Here is a 20,629-nt window from a genome sequence, read left to right as displayed (position 1 = left end):
TCAGCTTCCCTCACTGTCTGAAGCGTAGAAGGTATAAGAGAGCGTAATCTCTTTGATGGTGTGGAGCTCAGGATTGTCGTCCAGATCGGGATCGACAAAGAAGACGATGGGCATTTCCACCGTCTCGCCCGGCTGTAGTGTCTGCTCGTTGAAGCAGAAACACTGGATCTTGTTGAAATAGACGCCGGCCTTTTCAGGCGTGACGTTGAACACGGCCATGCCGGTCAGCGGCTTGTCGGAATTATTTGTCGCGATGTAGTTGACCGTGTCGACAGTGCCAATGCGGTCGGTCACCGGCGCCGCAGCCTTCACCGTCCACGGCAAGGCGCGCTCGACATTGACGTCGAACCGGACCTTCATCTCGCGGGCAATGACGCCCTTGGGGTTATCGGCTGCTACCTGAGTGGTGCCACCGAAGCCGGTTACCTGGCAGAACATCTGGTAGAGCGGCACCGACACGAAGGCCAGGCCCACCATGCCGGCGGCGATGCCAGCCAGCATCAGGCCCAGGCGCTTATTGTTCGGCGCTGCAGAAGCCGGACTACGATGGTGCAAGACATCGGTCATCTAGAGCGCCCTGTCGAACAGAGCCGGCCCCATCTTGACGATGGTCAGCACGTAGAACGTCAGCGCAAAGAGTGCCAGCGCGGCGCCGAGGGCAATGGAGCGACGACGGCGCTGGCGCTTGAGGGCCGCCTCCTGCTCCGGGGTCATCGGCTGCATTTCAAATTCGGCTTGCGTTGCCATGATCAAAGCAGCCCCATTCTGGTGACAAAGGTATCAGCCAAAAGCGCCAGGAACAGCACGAACAGATAGCTGAGGGAGAAGGTGAAGAGGCTGCGGGCAGCCTTGCGCATGGCAACGCTTTCCGAAGCGCGCCACAGACGAACGGCCAGCCAGAGGAAGCCCGCGCCGAAGGCGATGGCGATGGCGCCGTAAATCCACCCCGCAAAGCCGAGGAAGAGTGGCAACATGCTGGCCGCGACCAAGATAACCGAATAGGCGAGGATCTGCCGGCGGGTCGAAACTTCACCGACCACGTTCGGCATCATTGGGATGCCCGCAGCGCCATAGTCGCTCTGCTTGTAGAGGGCGAGCGCCCAAAAATGCGGTGGGGTCCACAGGAAGATGATGAGGAAGAGCGCAAAGCCTTCCCAGCTCAGCGTGCCGGTCACCGCGGCCCAGCCCACCATGGGCGGGAAGGCGCCGGCAGCACCGCCGATAACGATGTTCTGCGGCGTCGAGCGCTTGAGCCACATCGTATAGACGACGACATAGAAGAAGATGGTGAAGGCCAGGAAACCACCGGCAACCCAATTGGTCGCGAGGCCCAGCAGCATCACGGAAAAGACCGAGAGCACCACACCGAAGACCAGCGCCTCTGAGGCAGCCATCCGACCGGCGGGAATGGGCCGGTTGATGGTCCGGCTCATCACCGCATCGATATCGGCGTCATACCACATATTGAGCGCGCCGGAGGCCCCTGCCCCGATGGCGATACAGGCAATGGCGATGAAGCCGATGATCGGGTTGATCGAACCGGGAGCGATCAGCATGCCGACAAAGGCAGTGAACACGACCAGCGACATGACGCGCGGCTTGAGCAGCGCCAGGTAGTCCTCTACCCGTGCTTCGCCCGCCATGGCGGGTGTGCTCCTGCTGTCGTCGATATAAGCCACTGATACTTTCCTTGTGTGGCGGACCGCGCCTTGGGCGCGATCCGCTGATGTCGTCTCGCCTGCGGCTTAGTGAGCCTTGGACGAGTCGATCTGAGGCAGGGTCGAGAACTGGTGGAACGGCGGGGGCGAGGACAGGGTCCACTCCAGGGTCGTTGCACCATCACCCCACGGATTGTCACCGGCGACGCGCTTCTTACGGAAGGCTTCCCAGGTGGCGTAGAAGAAGATGACCATGGCCACGAAGGTGATGTAGTAGCCGATGGAGGACACGCGGTTCCACAGAGCGAAGGCATCCGGATAGTCGATGTAACGACGCGGCATGCCGGCAAGGCCGAGGAAGTGCTGCGGGAAGAAGATCAGGTTCACGCCGATAAACATGATCCAGAAGTGCAGCTTGCCGAGGAGTTCGGAGTACATGTAGCCCGACATCTTGGGGAACCAGTAGTACCAGCCCGCAAAGATCGAGAACACGGCGCCGAGCGACAGCACGTAGTGGAAGTGAGCAACCACATAATAGGTGTCGTGCAGGGCACGGTCGGCACCGGCATTGGCCAGCACCACACCGGTCACACCACCAACGGTGAACAGGAAGATGAAGCCGATGGCCCAGAGCATGGGCGTACGGAAGGTGATGGAGCCGCCCCACATGGTGGCGATCCAGGAGAAGATCTTCACGCCCGTGGGCACCGCGATGACCATGGTGGCAGCCACGAAGTAGCGCTGCACGTCGAGGCTCAGGCCGGTGGTGTACATGTGGTGGGCCCACACGACGAAGCCGACGAAGCCGATGGCAACCATGGCATAGGCCATGGCCATGTAGCCGAAAACCGGCTTACGGCTGAAGGTCGCCACGATGTGGCTGATGATGCCGAAGCCCGGCAGGATCATGATGTACACTTCGGGGTGACCGAAGAACCAGAACAGGTGCTGGTAGAGCACCGGATCGCCGCCGCCCTCAGGGGCGAAGAAGCTGGTGCCGAAATTACGATCGGTCAGCATCATGGTGATGGCGCCAGCCAGAACCGGCAGGGCGAGCAGCAGCAGGAAGGCGGTGACCAGCACCGACCAAGCGAACAGCGGCATCTTGTGGATGGTCATGCCGGGCGCGCGCATGTTCAGGATGGTCGTGATCAGGTTGATCGCGCCCAGGATCGAGGACACACCAGCGACGTGCAGCGACAGGATGACGAAGTCAGTCGCCGGACCAGGATGGCCGGAGGTCGACAGCGGCGGGTAAGCCGTCCAGCCGCCACCGAAGCCGAGGGCACCGGCAGGGCCTTCGAAGAACATCGACAGGATCGTCAGCAGCAGCGCCGGCGGCAGCAGCCAGAAGGCGATGTTGTTGATACGCGGGAAGGCGGTATCAGGCGCACCGACCATCAAGGGAGCGAAATAGTTGGCAAAGCCACCCATGGTCGCCGGCATGACGGTGAAGAACACCATGATGAGGGCGTGGGCGGACACGAACACGTTGAACATGTGCTTGCCGCCATCGAGGGCAGCGTCGCCCTCGAGACCATAGGCCAGGGAGGCCAGGCCGTGGAAGATCTGGATGCCAGGCTCCTGCAGCTCCATGCGCATAAGGCCGGACAGGATGCCGCCGATCACACCAGCGATGATCGAAAACACCAGGTACATGATCCCGATGTCTTTGTGGTTGGTCGAGAATACCCAACGGCGCCAGCCGGTGGGCGTATGGTGATCATGCGCCGCATGATCGTGCCCGGTCGCATGGGCTTCGAGGTTTGCTGTAGTAGCCATAGATTGTCTCCCCTGACCCTATGCTTAGAGAGCCGGCAGCACGGCGGCAGCCGCGGCGTAGTCACGGTTCTCGGCGAATGCGGTAATAAAGGCCTCAAATTCTTCAGCCGTAACGACGCGGACGGCGATCGGCATGTAGGCATGATCCTTGCCACACAGCTCCGAGCACTGGCCGTAATAGATGCCGGTCTGACGGGCATTGAACCAGGTTTCGTTGAGGCGGCCCGGCACGGCGTCGACCTTGATGCCGAAGGACGGCACGGCAAAGGCGTGGATCACACCTGACGGGCTCGACGTAATCTGCAGTTGAACGGTGGTATCGACCGGAACGACGAGCTCGTTGTCGACAGCCAGGAGGCGCGGCTGACCGGGCTTGATGTCCTGATGATAATTGGTGGCGACGCTGCCCAGAATGTTGGAATCGAAGGCAACGCCCTGATCCACATATTCGTAGTTCCAGTACCACTGCTCGCCGGAGACCTTGACGACGAGACCCGGGGCCGGGACTTCGACTTCACCGAACGAGAAGATGTTGGAGCCGAGATATTTGCGCTCGCCATCGGGCACGGTCATCTGGTCAGACAGCACGCCGAACGAGGGAATGGCGATGATGATCAGGATGACGATCGGCACGACAGTCCAGATCACCTCGATCAACGTATTGTGGGTGAAACGCGCCGGGACCGGATTGGCCTTGGCGTTGAAACGCACCACGACGGCGACCAGAAGGGCCAGCACGAAGAGCACGATGATGGTGATGGTCCACATCAGGGGGCCATCGTGGAAAGCCACGATGGAATCCATGATCGGGGTCACCGAAGGCTGGAGATGAATCTGTCCAGGCTCGGGATGCCCGGCGCTGGACTGCTGCGCGAACGCGATCGCCGGCGACATTGCCAAAGCGACCGCGGAAACGGCCCCCAACTTCTTCAAGAACTGCCCGGTCACCATAAACCCCCTATGCACTGTTCTGGCGGCTGGCACCGAGAATGAGGGTTATAGCGGCATAGCTAACGCCGCCCCGACTCAACCTCGGAGCGTAAAACTCTTGTTTGACCTAAATCACATTGGAGGAGCCGAGTCTATTGTAGGCTGATGGGTCCAGCATGCGGCAAATTGCTGCCACAATGAGGGCGCCATGCCTCAACCGCGCCCCAGTTTCCCGGCAAAACCTGCCGGAAATCCGGCCTTTGGTTGACAGGCCGGGACGCGTATCAGAAACAGGAATCGCCTGTGCGCATGCGCCGATTCGGCAGGAGAATTGATAGAGTGATGGTCTGGGCAAAGCAGTTTGGTACGGTTTGCGCTGTTGTGGCAGGCCTGTTGGCAGTACCCGCTTTGGGTCAGGGCACGGTTCGCGCCGAGCATGGCGACTGGCAGATGAGCTGCGACACGCCCCCGGGCGCCAGTTCCGAGCAATGCGCCATCATTCAAAACGTCCTTGCCGAAGACCAGCCCAATGTCGGCCTGTCGGTCATCGTGCTGCGGACCGCCGATCGCGAGGCGAGGCTGCTGCGCGTGCTGGCGCCGCTTGGCGTGCTGCTACCCAATGGCCTGGGCCTCAATGTCGACGGCAATGATATGGGCCGCGTGGCCTTCGTGCGCTGCCTGCCCAATGGCTGCATCGCCGAGGTGGAACTGGATGACGACCTGATCAAGGTTTTGTCCGAAGGGACCACTGCCATTTTCGTGGTGTTCAAGACGCCTGAGGAAGGCGTGGGCATACCGGTGTCGCTCGATGGGTTTGCCGAGGGCTTCGCCGCCCTCCCCTGATCGGGAGTTTTTGCCATGGAAGAACGATCGAGGGCCACGCGCCACCGCACCCTCAAGGGCGGCAAGATCGTCTTTAACAATGGCTTTTCCACAATCAATTGCACGATGCGCAATTTTTCCGAGACTGGCGCCAAGCTGGTGGTGACCAGCGTGGTGGGCATTCCCGACAACTTCGAGTTGACCATGGACGACGGGCGCCACTTTTCCTGCGCCATCGTCTGGCGAACCGCCACCGAACTGGGCGTGGCATTTTCATCCTGACTGCAAAATAAAAAGGCCGGGCACGTGAATTTCACGGCCCGGCTAGTCATCAGGAAACGGGACCAGCGGCAAAACTGGTCCGGGAGATGGCACGAGCACTCATCGTGTTCGAACCAACGGGTCAGCAGCCGCCACGAACGGCCGCAATTCGAGAATTCAGGCGCGGGCGTTGCGAGCGCGCGCTGCACTCAGCACCATGCCCGGGGTGCGTCCATTGCGCGCCACCATGGCATCGGCAATGTCGCCGCGATCAATGCCAAGGTCTTGCAGACGATTGGCATCAAGACCCATGAGCCCTTTGAGTGCGGTGCGGCGCTGACGAGCGGCCTTGACCTGGGCGACCCAGGCAAAGAAGGCGCCAAAAATCGTCGAGTGCGAGCCAGCCGCAACTGACCGCTCGCCGGGGAGCGAGAGAGCCATGATTATCTCCAAGGACAAACAGGATGGGCGCCGGAGGGAGGCCGGCGCGGCGGCGCGTCACTGCACCGTCAGCGCCTGATAGCGCTCTGGACTTCCATTCGTCCAACAAATAGATTTCATCCTCTCGATCAAAATCCGTGATGAGACCAAAATGGCTGCTCCTCTTGATCTCGACCAGTTGCAGAGTTTCTGCGCCATTGCCGATTGCGGCAGCTTCACCGAGGCGGCGCGGCGGGTGAACAAGACGCAATCCGCCGTGTCGATGCAGATCAAACGGCTTGAGGAGCGGCTGGGACATTCGCTGTTCACGCGCGATGGCCGCAGCGTTACCCTCACCCATCACGGCGAAGTGCTATACGAACGCGCCCGCAAGATGCTGCGTGCCAATGCCGAGATTCTCGACCATTTCAACGATGGCGACCTGGCTGGGTCCATTCGCTTTGGCGTGCCCGACGACTATGCGGTACGGCTTCTGCCGGTCATTCTCTCGAGCTTCCAGCGCACCCATCCACGCATTGCGGTAGACGTGTCTTGCATGGCCTCAGAAGTGTTGCTCGAGGGGATGAAGGCGGGGCGCTACGATCTCATCGTCTTCACCCAGGGCACCAATCAGAATTTCGGCGAGCTCTTCCGCACCGAAAAGATGTTCTGGGTAGCCAGCCATGGCGGGCGCGCGCTGGCCAACGAGCCGATGGCGATTGCCTGCGGCCCGCAATATTGCATCTGGCGCAAGGATGCGATGGACGCGCTCGAGCGCACCAGCAAGGACTACCGCATCGCCTATACGTCGTCCAACGCGACCGCCATATCCTCGGCAGTGCTGTCGGACCTGGCGGTGGGGTTCCTGCCGGAAAGCGCCCTGCAGCCGGGTATGCGTGTCATTGGCGACGAGCATGGCCTGCCGCGTCTCGCCGACGCCCAGATTGCCCTGATGCGGGCCAGCCATGCTTATGGCGGCATCTACGACGCGCTAGCCAACCATATCGTGCAATCAATGGGCAATCTCGAGCATCCGCCGCAGGCCGAGGCGGCTGAATAGCCAGGGGGGCTGCGGCCACACGCTATGCGGCGTCTATAAGCGGGCATCGTCGTCCCTCTTGACCTCCACCGCCCCATGCCGCACGAGAGACGCATGGCCGAACAGCTTACCAATGCCGCCGAATTTACCGTTTCCGAGATCGCCCAGGCGGTCAAGCGGACCGTTGAGGACGAGTTCGGCCATGTCCGGGTACGCGGTGAAATCTCCGGTTTCCGTGGCCAGCATTCATCGGGACATGCCTATTTCACCCTCAAGGACGATGCCGCCTCGATCGATGCGGTGGTGTGGAAAGGCAATTACGCAAAACTCAGCTTCAAACCCGAGGAAGGACTCGAGGTCATCGCCACCGGCCGACTGACCACCTTCCCGCGTTCGTCGAAATACCAGATCGTCATCGACAATATCGAGCCGGCCGGCGCCGGGGCGCTGATGGCGCTACTCGAAGAGCGCCGCAAGAAGCTGCTGGCCGAGGGGCTCTTCGCCCGCGAGCGCAAGCGCCCCCTGCCCTATCTGCCGCGCGTCATCGGCGTCATCACCTCGCCCACAGGCGCAGTGATCCGGGATATCCTGCACCGGCTCGATGACCGGTTTCCCAGCCACGTGCTGCTGTGGCCGGTGCGCGTGCAGGGTGAGACCTGTGCACCCGAAGTGGTCAATGCCATCGAGGGGTTCAATGCGCTGCTGCCGGACGGTCCGATTCCGCGCCCCGACCTGCTCATCGTGGCGCGCGGCGGTGGCTCCATCGAAGATCTTTGGGGCTTTAACGAGGAGGCGGTGGTGCGCGCCGTTGCCGCCTCGGGCATTCCCGTCATTTCGGCGGTGGGTCACGAGACCGACACAACGCTGATCGACTATGCCTCCGACATGCGTGCGCCCACGCCGACAGCCGCAGCCGAGGCAGCGGTGCCGGTGCGGGCTGAGCTCATCGCCTATGTCGAGGACCAGGGCAGCCGTCAGCGCCAGGCGGCGCGGCGCAGTCTTTCGAGCCTGCGCGACCGCTTGCGCGCCGCCGGCGCCGGCCTGCCGCGGGCCAGCGATCTGGTCGCTACACCGCGTCAAAGCCTTGACTTGGCCTCCAGCCAATTGTCCGGGGCTCTGCGCCATTTCGTGCAGTCGCGGCGGCTGGCCTTTTCCAGCCTCGCCTCGGCCGTCCAGCCACGCCTGGTGCGCCAGCGCCATCTCGAACGCGCCGAAAGAGTAGCGACGCTCAGCCGCCGGGCCGAGACAGGGCTGATCAAGACCATTGAGCGCGCGCGACTGACCTTCGACCCCGGCGCCCGGCGCCTGCCGGGTGCCGCGGCGCAACTGCTTGAACGCAAGCAATCCGGCATGGCTCGTATCACCCCGCGCCTCACCGCCCAGCCCATTCGCACCGATCTCCGCCATGCCGGGCAGCGGCTCGATACGCTGGTGCGTCGGGGGGATGCGGCAGCAAGCACAGGCATGGGATCGCGCCGCACCCAACTGGATCAGTGGGGCAAGTTGCTGGCAACGCTCAGCTATCGCAATGTGCTGGCACGCGGCTATGCATTGGTGCAGGACGATCAGGGACAGGTGGTCTCGAGCGCGGTGGCGCTGCGCCCTGGCGACGGGGTACGCCTGAGCTTTGCCGATGGTGAAGTGGCGGCGACCATTGCCGGGGCCCCACCGGCTCGGCGCAAATCGTCCCGTGCGACGCCTACGGACGACGAGTCGCAGGAAAGCCTCTTTTGAAGCAGATGCCGCTCGACTATATCGGACAAATGGCAGGGAGCCTGGGATGAACATATTCGACAAGGGCTTTTCGCCCGCTGAAGCCAGCTTGCGGTACCTCGATGGCGATTATGTCGTGCTCAAGCCCGGCACCTTCGTGCGCTGCGCCATAACCGGCAAGCCGATCCCGCTGGACGAGCTGTTCTATTGGAGTGTCGACCGGCAGGAGGCCTATGCCGATGCCGTCGCCGCCCACACCGCCTTCGAACGCTTCGGTCGGGGCAACTGACCATGAACGAGGCAGCGACGCGTCAGCGCTTCCTCTTCATTTCCAACGGCCATGGTGAAGACTGGATCGCCGCTGCCATCGTTGCCCGGTTGATGCCGGATATCTGCGTTGAAGCCTATCCCGTGGTGGGCAGCGGCACGGCCTATGCCGGCATCTGCCCGATTGTCGGCCCGCGCGGTCGTGTCGATTCCGGTGGAGCCCGCACGGCAAAGGGCTCGTTGCGGCGCGATGTCGCCAAAGGCGGCCTCGCCATGCTGCCGCCGGCGCTGAAATTCCTGCGCTCCGTGCGCGACAGCTACGATAAGGTCGTGGTGGTGGGGGATGTAACCGTGCCGGCCCTGGCCTGGCTCAGCGGCTACAAGAACCTCTTCTATATCGACTGCTACAAGACAGGGGCGGCCCGCCTCTATTCGTCGGCGGAGCGCTTCATTCTCAAGCGCACTTGCGCCACTGCTTTTTGTCGGGCCGACAATCTCGCCGCCATGCTGCGCGAAGACGGCATCGACGCCAAGGCAGCTGGCAATCTGATGATGGATACAATCCCGTTAGGCGACTATGACGCCCAAAGCCGGCGCCGGCACCCGCTGGCCATCACGCTGCTCCCGGGCAGCCGCGGGGAGACGGTGGATAACTTTGCGCGCCAGATCAAGGCATTGCGCAAGCTCGACACGGGGTCGGTGCCCGACATTTTCCTTGCTGTCGCCGGTGACCTCTCGGTCGAGGACCTGGCGGGTGCAGCCGACATGCAGCGCAGCAATCTCCTCAGCACCGAGGGCGACGATCTTGGTAGCCTGACCGACGGCGCGCTGGTGGTGCATTTGCTGCGCGGGCGGGCGATGGGCAATGCGCTGGCCGAGTCGGACATCGTGCTTTCGCAGGCTGGTACCGCGACGGTACAGGCCCTGGGCCTGGGCAAGCCCGTTATTCACATGACCAGTGCCAAGGACCGGCAATCGCGCTTTCTCGACGAACAGCGCCTGTTCGGGGAGGCGCGCATAGCCGTGCCAGGCGATCCCAACGCCGTGGCTGGTGCATTGTCCAAGCTCATTGCATCGCCCGAAGAGCGTCAGCGCCTCGGAGCTATCGGGCGCCAGAACATTGGTGGGCCGGGCGCCATGGAGCATGTGCTGGCCGCGTTGAAGAGGTAGGGCGTTCGGCGCTGGCCTTTGCACTATACACGTCAGACCGTTGGTGCTCGATCTAGAGCGATGAGATAGGCCAGGCCGGTGCCGAACAGCACGGTCTGGGGCAAGACGCCGAACATGGCGTTGGTCAGCCCGAGCACGCCATAACCCACCACCAGCACCAGCGCACCCAGCAGAAGCGCCGGTTTTCGACGCGCAGTTCGCAGTGCCGCCAACGGCGAGAACAGCATCAGGGCGAAGGCGGCCAGCCCCATGGCACCGCCGAGCGCGGCGAAGTCGGCGAGATCGCTGTGCAGGTTTTCGAGCGTCTGCAACTCGCCGAATTGCGGATAGAGGTCTCGCGCCAACGGCATCATCTGGCCAAAGCCGATGCCGAAGAGCGGTGAAGACTGGAAAGCGGCAATTCCGGTGTCGTACATGGCGGCGCGTGTCGCATCCTGCCCGCTTACGGCACCAAGCAATGTCGGAACCGCATCGCCGCCCGCGGTCCCGGCTGCGCCGATGGCCTGCAGGCCACCAGTGATGCGCGTCATCACCAGGCTATCACCCGCGGTGACCATGAAGATGGCTGCGCCGATGGCAACAATGGCAAGTCCCGCCAGCGCCACACGCTTCTGCCGCAGCGTCACGACAACGACCACGAAGGCCAGAGCCGCCAGAGCCGCCCAGGCGAGCAGCGGCCCGCGCGAGGCGGACAGCACGACACCGACCAATGCGAAAGCCGGACCGAGAAGATAAATCCAGCGCCAGGGATCGCGATTGGACACCAGGCCGGTAAGGGCCAGGAAGCCGACAATGGTGGTGATCCCGGCATAATGGATGGGGTTATTGCCCACGCCCACGCGTTCCGTGCCGGTGTTCATCACCTCCCACAGGCCCAAGAGACCCGCCGAGACCGCGCCGAACAGGCAAAGCAATGGTACGGCGTGCGGCTTAAGCCAGGCGCCATCGCGCAGCAGGAGCGCAGCGAGGCCCGGCGCAAGCAGAAGCGGCGCGCAGGCCAGAAGCGGCAAGAGGTCCATCTCGCTGCGGTAGACGAATGGCAGGGTCAGGGCCAGGAGCGCAAGCGCGGCACAGACCATCAGCGCCGAGCGATGCACCAATATGTCGGAGCGCATGCGCACCGCCCAGGCAAGGCCAATGAGCCCACCCGCCATCACCACATAGTCGGCGATAAAGGGGGATGTGCCCATGAAGCCCAGGCCGGCAACCAAGGTCACGGCCGCAATGATGGCGAGCAAATCTTGGCTGGGGCGCCCTTGAGTCTGGCTCACGCTCAGGACTTACTGGTTTCCGGATCGAGCAGGCGATGCAGATGCACGATGAAGTAGCGGGTCTGGGCGCTGTCGACGGTCATCTGCGCCTTCTGCTTCCAGACTGCGTAGGCACTGGCATAATTGGGATAGACGCCGACTATGTCGACCTTTTCAAGGTCGGCAAAGGTAACGCCTTCCAGGCTCGACAATTCGCCACCGATGACCAGATGCAGCAATTGTTTTTCGGTCGTGTCAGCCATGGGTCATTCTCGCGTTCAGGGATAAGGAGTTTCGGTCGCCTGTTCGGTTTCGGCCGGACAGCCATAGACCTTGATCAGCGCCGAATGGACCAGCGGTTTTAGGCTCATGTCGCCCAAAGCCGCAAGCGCCCCATGGCGCACATCTCGTCTGTTGAATTGTGGGAACCCGCTGCACACGTCGGCGAAGTCGAGACCGGATTCGCGCAAGATCACCGCGGCACCGGCGATGTCCCAATCCTGGCTGCCGCGCCGCGCCACGGCGGCATCGAGCTTGCCGGTCGCGACCTGCACCAGCCTGTAGGCCAGCGACGGATAGGAGGGGCCACGAGTATAGTGGAGACCGGCCGCCTGCATTTCCTGGTGCACAGCGCCCGGCGCCGGAATCAGCGGCGCGGCGCCGGCCCGGCGGATACGCTGCAGCGGCTTGCCGTTGAGGCGAGCCCCACCACCGAGATAGGCCTCATAAAGTTCGTCGCGCACCGGGGCATAGACCACGCCCGCAACCGGGACGCCATGCTCCACCACGGCGAGCGAGACGGTCCAGCAATCCTCGCCGCGCAGGAAGGCCCGAGTGCCATCGATGGGATCGACGACAAATACACGGTCACAATCGAGGCGGCTGGGATTGTCGACAGTCTCTTCGCTCAACCAGCCATAGGTGGGGCGAGCATTGAGCAGGCTGCTGGCCAGAAAACGATCGACGACGATATCGGCTTCGCTAACAGGGGAAGCGTTGTCCTTGGTCCAGGACTTCACGTCCTTGCGGAAAAAGCCGCTGGCAATGATCCCCGCCGCTACGGCGCTGGCGCGGAGCAATTCGAGATCATCATCATAAGGTGGGGCGGAAGCCGGCATGGCGGGCTTTTATGCTCCACACCCCCATCCCGCAAGAGGCGCGCACAGAAGGGTGTTTACATCTTGAGTGACGGCGCCTGACGCCGGCTCCATTCCGGCACCGTACGCTATCGCGCGCGAAGGCCAAGTTGCCCAGGCCCAATTCTGCTGACGCCGTTTACCGACACCGAAACGGCAGGCGCTTTGGTGGCTCAGTAGCGGTGATGAAGTGCATGGGCAGATGAGAGCGGCCTGGGTCTCCGGATCGCGCCATTGTGGCAAGTGAGAGAGTCATTTCACCTGCCGGTGCCGATTTCTTCCGCGTTCTCAGGCGCATGGCGAGAACGGGACCAACGCGCACACAAATCCTTAGGGTAAACACGGGGCAACTGCGTGAGGTTAATCGGTCATAACTAGGTGCAACATCCCGCTAACCCTCTCGGAAAACAAGATAAACTTAACCGAACCGATTAAGGTGGCGGGTAATCCCTCGCGCTAGATTGGCCTCACAAACGGAGCGGAATAACCAGCTCTCGAAGTTACAGGAAGGCATCTAAAATGGTTCATGGCGTTGCGATGGAAGGGTCTTCGGTGATTGTCGCCTTCGGCCGTCCCGCCCTGGCGGATCGCCGGTTCGTGGCGGCCAACGACAATGGTCCACGCGATCCGGTCAAGACGGTCACTGTGCGCAAGCAGCTCGAACAGAGCGGTGTGGCCATCAAGATCAAGGTTCCGGTCACCGAGTTCATCGGCGTGGCCGTGGCCACCCGCATTTCCGAGGAAGGCATGCTGACCAGCTCAATCGAATTGGTCCACTCCGATGCCGAGCTCAACTACAAGGTGTTCGAGGAAGAAGGGAACCACAACGTCGTGGCCGAATGGCAGAACTGGGGCAAGAAACTGCGCCTGCCGCTGTTCATCAAGGCCGGCGATGGTGCCTATATGCCCTATAGCCAGCAGGTCGATGGCCTGATGGTTTCCGATCCGGCTCCCCGCCGCCGGCTCGCGGCAGAAGCCGCCCGCCGCCCCCGCTTTCTCAACCGTCGCAAGCCGGGCCAGACCGACGTAAACTGACAGCCTGCCCAAATCCAAAGTCCGACGAAAAGGGTCAACCAGTGGTGCGGTTGACCCTTTCGGCGTTTTACCAGACCCAGTCGGCCATCAGCGCCAGGGTCAGCACCACGCCGACATAGTGATTGCTGTCGAAGCGCAGCTTGGCGTTGCCCGGCTCTGTGGCATCGAGGGTCAGAAGTTGCCAGGCCAGCACACCGGCGGCCACGAGTGAAAATACCGCGAAAATCCAGCTGCCGCCGACCATCAATGACGCGATGTTCCACAAGACGAATGCGCCGGCATAAAAGCCGGCGACTACCGGACGCACATTGTCGCCGAACAGGCGCGCGGTGGATTTGACCCCCACCAATGCGTCGTCCTCCACATCCTGCAGCGCATAGATGGTGTCATAGCCAATGACCCAGAGAATGGCGCCGGCATAAAGCAGCACCGGAGGCCAGCCGAGCCCGCCGGTCTGGCTGGTCCAGCCCAGGATGGCGCCATAGGAAAAGGCCAGGCCTAGGAAAAGCTGCGGCCACCAGGTCACCCGCTTCATGAAGGGGTAGATGGCGATCAGCACCAGGGAGGCGACGCCGGCCCAGACGGTGAAGCGATTGAACTGGAACAGGATCACCGAACCGAGCAGCGCCTGGGCGACGAGAAAGTAAGTGGCTTCCAGTGCCGTCACCTGCCCGGAAGGAATCGGTCGCGAGCGGGTGCGCGCCACCTTGGCGTCGATGTCGCGATCGACGATGTCGTTAAAGGTGCAGCCGGCGCCACGCATCAACAGCGCGCCAACGACCATCAGAATCGCGGCCCACCAACCGAAGCCATATTCGGGATAGGCGACCGCTGCCAGGCCAATGCCCCAGGCGCAGGGCCAGAACAACAGGCCCACCGGGATCGGTCGGTCCCAGCGCGCCAATCGCCCATAGGGCTTCAACCATTCGGGCGCGTAACGATCCAGCCAGTTGTTCTGTTTGGCATCGGCGACGCGGGCGGATTGGGTATCGGACATAGTGCCACGACCTCGTGGTTCGACAAGCTCACCATGAGGTCTACTCTAAACTCAAAAGACAAAGTAGACCTCATCCCAAGCCTTGCCCAAGGGTCGGGTCGTGTCACAGTGCCGCGTCGAGGAATTGCCATGCCCCGTTCTCATTCTGCGCTGCCGCGCCTGTTCGTCGATACCGACCTTGCTGCCGGCGCCGCCCTGACGCTGGGCAAGGAACAGTCGCTTTACCTGGCCGCGGTCCTGCGCAAGGGCGTCGGCGACAGCGTGGTGCTGTTCAACGGCCGCGACGGCGCCTGGCTCTGCCGGCTCACCGGCGATTCTAAGAAATCGGTCGTTCTGGAAGTCGTCGAGCAGATCGCGCCGCAGACTCGGCCCTCTGATCTCTGGTACGGGTTTGCGCCGCTCAAGACCGAGCGGCTGGATTATGTGATCCAGAAGGCGGTGGAGATGGGCGCTGGGATTATCCAGCCTGTGACCACCCAGTTTACCCAGGTGCATCGACTCAAACCCGAAAAGCTCGCCGCCAATGCCATGGAAGCGTCGGAGCAATGTGAAGTGCTGAGCGTGCCGGAGATCGCGCCGGAAATCGGTCTCGATGCGCTGTTGAGCCAATGGCCGCAAATGCATGGCGACCGAGTGCTGGTATTTGCCGACGAGGGTGAAGCGTCGTCGTCGCCCCTGGGCGGCCTGCAAAACCTGGTTGGCCGCAGGATAGGCCTGTTGATCGGCCCCGAAGGCGGATTTTCTGACAGCGAACGCGAACGGCTACGCAGACTGCCGTTTGTTTTGCCGATCAGCCTCGGACCGCGTATCCTGCGCGCCGATACTGCCGCCGTGGCGGCAATGGCGATTATTCAGGCGACCATCGGCGATTGGCGATAAAACGCGATTGCTTTCCGGCTTGCGCTCGTTATGTTCGCCGCCCATCTATCTGCTTGCATAGCATGAGGTCCACATGGCCGGCGCCGACACATCCTCGCCTCTCATCGAATCGCGCGCCGACCTGATCGAGGCGATGGAGCGCGGCTGCAAGCCCGCCGAACAGTGGCGCATCGGCACCGAGCACGAAAAGCACGTCTTCCACACCGATCCGCTGCGCCCGGTGACCTATGAAGGTCCCCAAGGGGTGCGCGCCCTGCTTGATGGCGTGGCGCGAGAGACCGGCTGGGAACCCTTCTATGATGGGGAGAACCCGATCGGGCTGCGTAATGATGCCAGCGCCGGCGGCATTTCCCTTGAACCGGGCGGTCAGTTCGAGCTGTCCGGTGCCCCCATGGCTGATCTGCATGGCACTGCCGACGAAATGGCCGAGCATATGCGCGTGTCCAAGGCCGTTGCGGCGCCACTCGACATTCATTTCCTCGGTCTGGGCGTCACCCCGCTTTGGGCCGTGTCCGATATCCCGGCCATGCCGAAGTCGCGCTACGGCATCATGACCAAATATATGGGCGAAGTGGGCACCCTCGGCACATCGATGATGTACCGTTCGGCAACGGTGCAGACCAATCTCGACTTTTCCAGCGAAGCCGACATGGTCAAGAAGCTGCGCGTGTCGCTGGCACTACAGCCGGTGGCCACGGCGCTTTTTGCGAATTCGCCGTTCTCGGAAGGCCGCGACACCGGCTATCTGAGTTTCCGCAGTCATATCTGGCTCAACACCGACGATGCACGCACCGGCATGCTGCCCTTCGCCTTCGAAGATGGCTTCGGCTTCGAGCACTATGCCGACCATGCGCTCGATGTGCCGATGTATTTCGTCATCCGCGACAAGAAATATATCAATGTTGCTGGCGAGAGCTTCCGTGCTTTCCTCAAGGGTGAGTTGCCGCAGCTGCCGGGCGAAAAGCCGACAATCAAGGATTGGGAGGATCACCTCTCCACCCTGTTCCCGGAAGTGCGACTCAAGCAGTTCCTGGAAATGCGCGGGGCCGATATGGGCGATAGCGGCCATGTGGTAGCGCTTTCAGCTTTCTGGACGGGCCTACTTTATGACGAGGTCTCTCTGGAATCGGCCTGGGAACTGGTGAAGGGCTGGAGCGAGGAAGATCGCGACTATCTCCGCCGAGAAGTGCCGCGGCTTGGCCTGTCCACACCCTTCGATCGTTCGAGCCTCTTCGACATCGCCGCGCAGGCGGTGGGGATCGCCGAGGCGGGCCTCGTCCGCCGCAACCGGCTCAATACGGCCGGCCAGGACGAGACCATTCATCTCGCTCCGCTCGAGGAGACTATCCGCACAAGCAAGTCTCCCGCCGAACGCTGGCTGGAAAAGTTCCGCGGCGAGTGGAACGGCTCGGTTCTGCCGCTGTTCACGGAAGCGGAGATCTAGAGCGTTTCACGGTCTCCGGCCCATAACCAGCTACTGCTGGTTGAAGGGATCGAACTGCAGCAGCCAGGAGTAGAGCCAACTTTCGCCGCTGCCCACCGAGGCAACATCGTTGATTTTCCACTCGCCCTCATAGCGCATGGAAATGGTGAGGATCGTCGGCTCACCCTTGGACTCGAAGCTCACCAGCGCCACCGCACTATCGCCCTGCACCACCGGCTCGCTCACGGCGAGGCCGTCGACATGCCCTTCCGCTCCGTTCAGGAAAGGATTGAAGGCGACGATTTCCGGCGCTTGCGGATCGATCCGCGCGCCTTTCGCATCGACCACATTGGCGGAAAGATTATAGGCGACGAGATCCTGAAGGTGAGCGGAGTAGTGTTGTTCGAGATTGATCTCCTGGCCGTTCTGCAGCGGCTGGTAGATGGAATCGAGCAGAGCACGCGGGGAATCCGCCGGGGCGCCCCCGAACAGCATCGGCACAAGGCCGAACAGGGTCCAGTCCATCTCTAGGCTTCTCCAAGTGACTTTCACCCGTGGGTCGCCAAGAAAGAAGCCAAAAGTGAGGCGTTTCAGCTTGCCCTTCGCAATCGCCTCGTGCATCACGCGCAAATCGGCGATGGAGGCATGACATGCGGGTAATGGTGATCGGTTCGGGTGGTCGGGAACACGCGCTGGCCTGGAAGATCGCGCAATCACCGCTTGTTACCGCGCTGTTCGTTGCCCCCGGAAATGGCGGAACAGAGGCCATCGCCACCAATGTCGCCGTCGACATAACCGACCACGCAGCCGTCATCGCCGCCGCCCGTGCGCATGAAATCGACTTCGTCGTCGTTGGTCCCGATGCCCAGGTGGTGGCCGGATTGGGCGACGATGTGCGTGCTGCCGGGTTCACCTGCTTCTGTCCCTCCAAGGCCGCCGGCCAGCTGGAAGGCTCGAAGAGCTTCACCAAGGCGCTCTGCGACCAGTTCAACATCCCCACCGCCGCCTACGGCCGGTTCGAGGACGAGGCTTCGGCGCTGGCCTATCTCTATGTCCACGGCGCGCCCATCGTCATCAAGGCCGATGGCCTGGCCGCTGGGAAGGGCGTGACCGTGGCCATGAGCGTTGAAGAGGCCGAGGAAGCCATCATCGACTGTTTCTCGGGCGCCTTCGGCGCTTCGGGCGCGGCCGTGGTGATCGAGGAATTCATGGAGGGCGAGGAGGTCAGTCTCTTCGTGCTCACCGATGGCACAGCGGTGCTGCCGCTCACCACAGCACAGGACCACAAGCGCGCCTTCGACGGAGATACCGGTCCCAATACCGGTGGAATGGGCGCCTATTCGCCCGCCCCGGTGATGAGCGAAGAGGTGTATCGGCGCAGCATGGATGAAATCGTGCTGCCGACCGTTCGCGGCATGGCCCAGCGCGGCACGCCCTATGCCGGCGTGCTCTATGCCGGCCTGATGCTCACCGAGGATGGTCCCAAGCTCGTTGAATACAATGCGCGCTTCGGCGATCCGGAAACGCAGGTGATGATGATGCGCATGCAGAGCGATATCGTGCCACTCTTGCATGCCGTCGCCACCAGCACGCTTGCAGGCCATTCGGTCGAGTGGAAGGACGCATTTGCGCTGACTGTTATCCTCGCCACCAGGGGCTATCCCGGCGACTATGGCAAGGGCAGCGAAATCGGTGGCGTCGATGGTCTCGATAGCGACACGCTGACCGTATTCCACGCCGGAACGAAGCGCGATGGGGAACGTTTACTGGCCAATGGTGGGCGCGTCCTCAATGTGACGGCGCTCGGGGCATCGGTCAAAGAGGCACAAGAACGTGCTTACCACGGCGTGGACCAGATTGACTGGCCAGAAGGCTTTGCCCGCAGGGACATCGGCTGGCGCGAAATCGCCCGCGAACAAGACTGAACCTTTTCTCAATCTTGCCGCGCTATTTTCCCCTAGACCCGTCTTTTCTGCGGCCCCGCCGCAACGCCCCCTGACGCCACTGCAGCGTCGCGGCAAGGCGCTGGCGGACAGGCTGCGCATGGGGAGTGCGGAGCGTGCGAGCATGACGACGATAAGTGGACCCCGCATTGGCGTGGCTTTGGGCGGCGGCTCGGCTCGCGGGCTGACGCATATTCCCTATATCGAGGCCATGGACGAGCTTGGTCTCAAACCTTCGGTCATTTCGGGCACCTCGATCGGCGCCTTGATCGGCGCCGGCTGGGCCGCAGGCATGACGGGCAAGGAATTGCGCGAACACTCCTTCGAGGTCTTGGGTACGCTGCGGATCATCGCGGCCAAACTCTGGGCCACGCAAATCCGAGGCATTGGCGGCCTGCTCAAGAACGGCATCTCCATGCAACTGGACGCGGCCAGCATTGTCGACGCCTTCACGCCGCCAAATTTCCCGCTCGAATTTCGACAGCTGAAAATTCCGCTCTATGTGGTGGCGACCGATTTTCAGTCCTGGCATCAGGTGGTGTTCAATTCCGGCCTGTTGCGCCCGGCGATTGCCGGGTCCATCGCAATACCGAGCTTTTTCCGTCCGGTCGTTCACAACAACCACATTCTCGTCGATGGTGGGGTGGTCAATCCGCTGCCGCTGGACCAAGCCGATATCGACACCGATTTTCTCATCGGCATAGACGTGGCGGGCGACCCCTCTGCAGGTCTCAACAAGACCGATCACAAGGCACTCGACATCTGGTTCGGCTCGGCCCAGATCATGATGCATTCTCTGACTGCCCATATGATGGCCGCCTATCCGCCCGATATCTATATCCGGCCCCATGTCGCCAATTTCGGTGCCATGGAGTTCTGGAAGGTGCGCGAGATCATCACTCATGCCGAAGCGGAAAAGGACCGCTTCAAACGCATTTTGGCGCACAAGATCGAAGACTATATCCAGGGCCGGCTGGAGCCCGTGACCGAGCTTTAGATTGCCGCAACGGCCACGCGCCGCTATATGCGAACCATGACCAATCTCCCGCCTCTCTCCGCCGAAGGTGAAACGCTTCTCGATACTATCGGGGAGAAGAAACCCACCAATCACGCCATCATGCTGGCGCTGCGCGCCGTGGTGTTTACCTATGCGCCCAATGCCAGCGAGACGGTGAAATATGGCGGGCTGCATTACACCCATGGCCGGCCGTTCTGCGGGATTTTCAGCCACTCCGCTCATGTGACGCTGGAATTCAGTCGCGGCGCCGAATTCCATGACGGCATTCTGCTCGGCAACGGCACTTATCGCCGGCACCTGCGCTTTACCGATCCAGCCGCGATCAATGTCGAGCAGGTGGGCGCCTATGTGGCCAAGGCCTGCGAGCTGGCATAGGGTCGCAGCGGCTAGCTTCGCAGCTTTCTGAAGAACTCCACCAGCATGGCCTCGGCCCGCGCGGCCGACAGCCCGCCGATGATCTCGGGCCGATGGTGGCAGGATGGCTGTTCGAACAGCCGCACCCCATTTTCGACCGCGCCGGCCTTTATATCTTCGGCGGCAAAATAGACGCGCCTCAGGCGCGCATGGGCGATGGCGCCGGCGCACATGGCACAGGGTTCGAGCGTCACATAGAGATCGCAGCCATCCAGCCGCCCCGTGCCGCGCGCCTTGAGCGCCGCCCGGATGGCGAGCATTTCGGCATGTGCCGTCGGGTCGCCTAGTGCCTGCATGCGATTGCGCTCCGCAGCCAGGATGCGCGTGCCTTCCATCACTACAGCTCCCACCGGCGCCTCGCCAAGCGCCGCCGCTTCCTCGGCGAGGCGCAAGGCAAGTTCCATCGGGGCGAAGGGCTCGGTCATGGCGCCGATGTAGCGCGAGTGAGGGATAGAGGGCAATCGCGCTCATC

General features: G+C 62.2%; 24 protein-coding genes. 12 read left to right on the top strand and 12 right to left on the bottom strand.

Going from position 1 to position 20,629, the window contains the following annotated elements; translation table 11 throughout:
• From BGO80_RS15055 to coxB, 5 genes are all read right to left on the bottom strand, one after another.
• Nucleotides 1-567 carry a cytochrome c oxidase assembly protein gene (locus BGO80_RS15055; RefSeq protein ID WP_286722115.1) on the bottom strand — a complete coding sequence of 189 codons (567 nt, stop codon included), beginning with the start codon at nucleotides 565-567 and terminating at the stop codon, nucleotides 1-3.
• The gene (locus tag BGO80_RS15050) at nucleotides 568-747 is read right to left on the bottom strand and encodes a cytochrome c oxidase system small membrane protein (protein ID WP_126149678.1); all 180 of its coding nucleotides are present in this window, start codon (nucleotides 745-747) and stop codon (nucleotides 568-570) included.
• A gap of 2 nt (nucleotides 748-749) precedes the next feature.
• Nucleotides 750-1,643, bottom strand: coding sequence for a heme o synthase (locus BGO80_RS15045; protein WP_286723052.1), 894 nt, complete (start codon nucleotides 1,641-1,643; stop codon nucleotides 750-752).
• A gap of 102 nt (nucleotides 1,644-1,745) precedes the next feature.
• The gene (ctaD, locus tag BGO80_RS15040) at nucleotides 1,746-3,440 is read right to left on the bottom strand and encodes a cytochrome c oxidase subunit I (RefSeq protein WP_126149679.1); all 1,695 of its coding nucleotides are present in this window, start codon (nucleotides 3,438-3,440) and stop codon (nucleotides 1,746-1,748) included.
• Nucleotides 3,441-3,464: 24 nt separating this feature from the next.
• Nucleotides 3,465-4,334, bottom strand: a complete 870-nt coding sequence (coxB, locus tag BGO80_RS15035; RefSeq protein WP_223214114.1) for a cytochrome c oxidase subunit II — start codon at nucleotides 4,332-4,334, stop codon at nucleotides 3,465-3,467.
• Nucleotides 4,335-4,712: 378 nt separating this feature from the next.
• Between coxB and BGO80_RS15030 the strand changes: the two genes are divergently transcribed.
• Together BGO80_RS15030 and BGO80_RS15025 are read left to right on the top strand one after the other, a co-directional pair.
• Nucleotides 4,713-5,213: an invasion associated locus B family protein gene (locus BGO80_RS15030; RefSeq protein WP_286723051.1), complete on the top strand. Its 501-nt coding sequence runs from the start codon at nucleotides 4,713-4,715 to the stop codon at nucleotides 5,211-5,213.
• Nucleotides 5,214-5,228: 15 nt separating this feature from the next.
• Complete coding sequence (locus BGO80_RS15025) at nucleotides 5,229-5,474, top strand: PilZ domain-containing protein (protein ID WP_286722114.1); 246 nt, start codon at nucleotides 5,229-5,231, stop codon at nucleotides 5,472-5,474.
• A 156-nt stretch (nucleotides 5,475-5,630) separates the two neighbouring features.
• Here BGO80_RS15025 and BGO80_RS15020 read toward each other — a convergent pair whose 3' ends face one another.
• On the bottom strand, nucleotides 5,631-5,894 hold the full coding sequence (locus BGO80_RS15020; protein WP_126149682.1) for a YjiS-like domain-containing protein: 264 nt from the start codon (nucleotides 5,892-5,894) through the stop codon (nucleotides 5,631-5,633).
• A 151-nt stretch (nucleotides 5,895-6,045) separates the two neighbouring features.
• Here BGO80_RS15020 and BGO80_RS15015 point away from each other — a divergent pair, with 151 nt between their 5' ends.
• From BGO80_RS15015 to BGO80_RS15000, 4 genes are all read left to right on the top strand, one after another.
• Nucleotides 6,046-6,933, top strand: a complete 888-nt coding sequence (locus tag BGO80_RS15015; RefSeq protein WP_126149683.1) for a LysR family transcriptional regulator — start codon at nucleotides 6,046-6,048, stop codon at nucleotides 6,931-6,933.
• Nucleotides 6,934-7,026: 93 nt separating this feature from the next.
• Nucleotides 7,027-8,646, top strand: a complete 1,620-nt coding sequence (gene xseA / locus BGO80_RS15010) for an exodeoxyribonuclease VII large subunit (protein WP_286722113.1) — start codon at nucleotides 7,027-7,029, stop codon at nucleotides 8,644-8,646.
• A gap of 46 nt (nucleotides 8,647-8,692) precedes the next feature.
• On the top strand, nucleotides 8,693-8,914 hold the full coding sequence (locus BGO80_RS15005; protein ID WP_126149685.1) for a DUF2093 domain-containing protein: 222 nt from the start codon (nucleotides 8,693-8,695) through the stop codon (nucleotides 8,912-8,914).
• 2 nt (nucleotides 8,915-8,916) lie between these two features.
• Nucleotides 8,917-10,062 carry a glycosyltransferase family protein gene (locus tag BGO80_RS15000; protein ID WP_286722112.1) on the top strand — a complete coding sequence of 382 codons (1,146 nt, stop codon included), beginning with the start codon at nucleotides 8,917-8,919 and terminating at the stop codon, nucleotides 10,060-10,062.
• A 32-nt stretch (nucleotides 10,063-10,094) separates the two neighbouring features.
• Here BGO80_RS15000 and BGO80_RS14995 read toward each other — a convergent pair whose 3' ends face one another.
• Genes BGO80_RS14995 through BGO80_RS14985 form a run of 3 tightly spaced genes read right to left on the bottom strand, consistent with a single transcriptional unit; the run spans nucleotide 10,095 to nucleotide 12,430 of the window.
• Nucleotides 10,095-11,333, bottom strand: coding sequence for an O-antigen ligase family protein (locus tag BGO80_RS14995; protein ID WP_286722111.1), 1,239 nt, complete (start codon nucleotides 11,331-11,333; stop codon nucleotides 10,095-10,097).
• Between the two features lie 2 nt (nucleotides 11,334-11,335).
• Nucleotides 11,336-11,575 carry a DUF4170 domain-containing protein gene (locus tag BGO80_RS14990; protein ID WP_126149688.1) on the bottom strand — a complete coding sequence of 80 codons (240 nt, stop codon included), beginning with the start codon at nucleotides 11,573-11,575 and terminating at the stop codon, nucleotides 11,336-11,338.
• 15 nt (nucleotides 11,576-11,590) lie between these two features.
• A complete protein-coding gene (locus tag BGO80_RS14985; protein ID WP_286722110.1) occupies nucleotides 11,591-12,430 on the bottom strand; it encodes a 3'(2'),5'-bisphosphate nucleotidase CysQ in 840 nt (279 codons plus the stop codon).
• 537 nt (nucleotides 12,431-12,967) lie between these two features.
• Here BGO80_RS14985 and BGO80_RS14980 point away from each other — a divergent pair.
• On the top strand, nucleotides 12,968-13,483 hold the full coding sequence (locus tag BGO80_RS14980; protein WP_126149690.1) for a DUF6101 family protein: 516 nt from the start codon (nucleotides 12,968-12,970) through the stop codon (nucleotides 13,481-13,483).
• Between the two features lie 67 nt (nucleotides 13,484-13,550).
• Here the strand turns inward: BGO80_RS14980 and ubiA are convergent, their stop codons facing one another.
• Entirely contained in the window at nucleotides 13,551-14,480 is a 930-nt protein-coding gene (gene ubiA / locus BGO80_RS14975) for a 4-hydroxybenzoate octaprenyltransferase (protein WP_126149691.1), read from the bottom strand.
• A 129-nt stretch (nucleotides 14,481-14,609) separates the two neighbouring features.
• On the opposite strand from ubiA, the gene BGO80_RS14970 reads away from it, so the two are divergent.
• Both BGO80_RS14970 and BGO80_RS14965 read left to right on the top strand, forming a co-directional pair.
• Nucleotides 14,610-15,359 (top strand): 16S rRNA (uracil(1498)-N(3))-methyltransferase, encoded by a 750-nt coding sequence (locus tag BGO80_RS14970; RefSeq protein ID WP_286722109.1) that lies wholly within the window; start codon nucleotides 14,610-14,612, stop codon nucleotides 15,357-15,359.
• A 73-nt stretch (nucleotides 15,360-15,432) separates the two neighbouring features.
• Nucleotides 15,433-16,803, top strand: coding sequence for a glutamate--cysteine ligase (locus tag BGO80_RS14965; RefSeq protein WP_286722108.1), 1,371 nt, complete (start codon nucleotides 15,433-15,435; stop codon nucleotides 16,801-16,803).
• A 30-nt stretch (nucleotides 16,804-16,833) separates the two neighbouring features.
• On the opposite strand, the gene BGO80_RS14960 is transcribed toward BGO80_RS14965, so the two are convergent.
• Nucleotides 16,834-17,307, bottom strand: a complete 474-nt coding sequence (locus tag BGO80_RS14960; RefSeq protein ID WP_126149693.1) for a hypothetical protein — start codon at nucleotides 17,305-17,307, stop codon at nucleotides 16,834-16,836.
• 125 nt (nucleotides 17,308-17,432) lie between these two features.
• Between BGO80_RS14960 and purD the strand changes: the two genes are divergently transcribed.
• The 3 genes from purD (at nucleotide 17,433) to BGO80_RS14945 (ending at nucleotide 20,118) form a co-directional block, all read left to right on the top strand.
• Entirely contained in the window at nucleotides 17,433-18,707 is a 1,275-nt protein-coding gene (gene purD, locus BGO80_RS14955) for a phosphoribosylamine--glycine ligase (protein ID WP_286722107.1), read from the top strand.
• 142 nt (nucleotides 18,708-18,849) lie between these two features.
• Nucleotides 18,850-19,722 carry a patatin-like phospholipase family protein gene (locus BGO80_RS14950; RefSeq protein WP_286722106.1) on the top strand — a complete coding sequence of 291 codons (873 nt, stop codon included), beginning with the start codon at nucleotides 18,850-18,852 and terminating at the stop codon, nucleotides 19,720-19,722.
• A gap of 36 nt (nucleotides 19,723-19,758) precedes the next feature.
• Complete coding sequence (locus BGO80_RS14945; RefSeq protein WP_286722105.1) at nucleotides 19,759-20,118, top strand: DUF1801 domain-containing protein; 360 nt, start codon at nucleotides 19,759-19,761, stop codon at nucleotides 20,116-20,118.
• A gap of 11 nt (nucleotides 20,119-20,129) precedes the next feature.
• On the opposite strand, the gene BGO80_RS14940 is transcribed toward BGO80_RS14945, so the two are convergent.
• Nucleotides 20,130-20,582, bottom strand: a complete 453-nt coding sequence (locus tag BGO80_RS14940; protein WP_286723050.1) for a nucleoside deaminase — start codon at nucleotides 20,580-20,582, stop codon at nucleotides 20,130-20,132.
• Nucleotides 20,583-20,629 lie beyond the last annotated feature (47 nt).

It is taken from the genome of Devosia sp. 63-57, from assembly GCF_001899045.1.
GTDB classification, from domain to species: Bacteria; Pseudomonadota; Alphaproteobacteria; order Rhizobiales; family Devosiaceae; genus Devosia; species Devosia equisanguinis.
The sequence above is the reverse complement of the archived record's forward strand: the minus strand, read 5'-3'. Positions and strand labels throughout refer to the sequence as shown.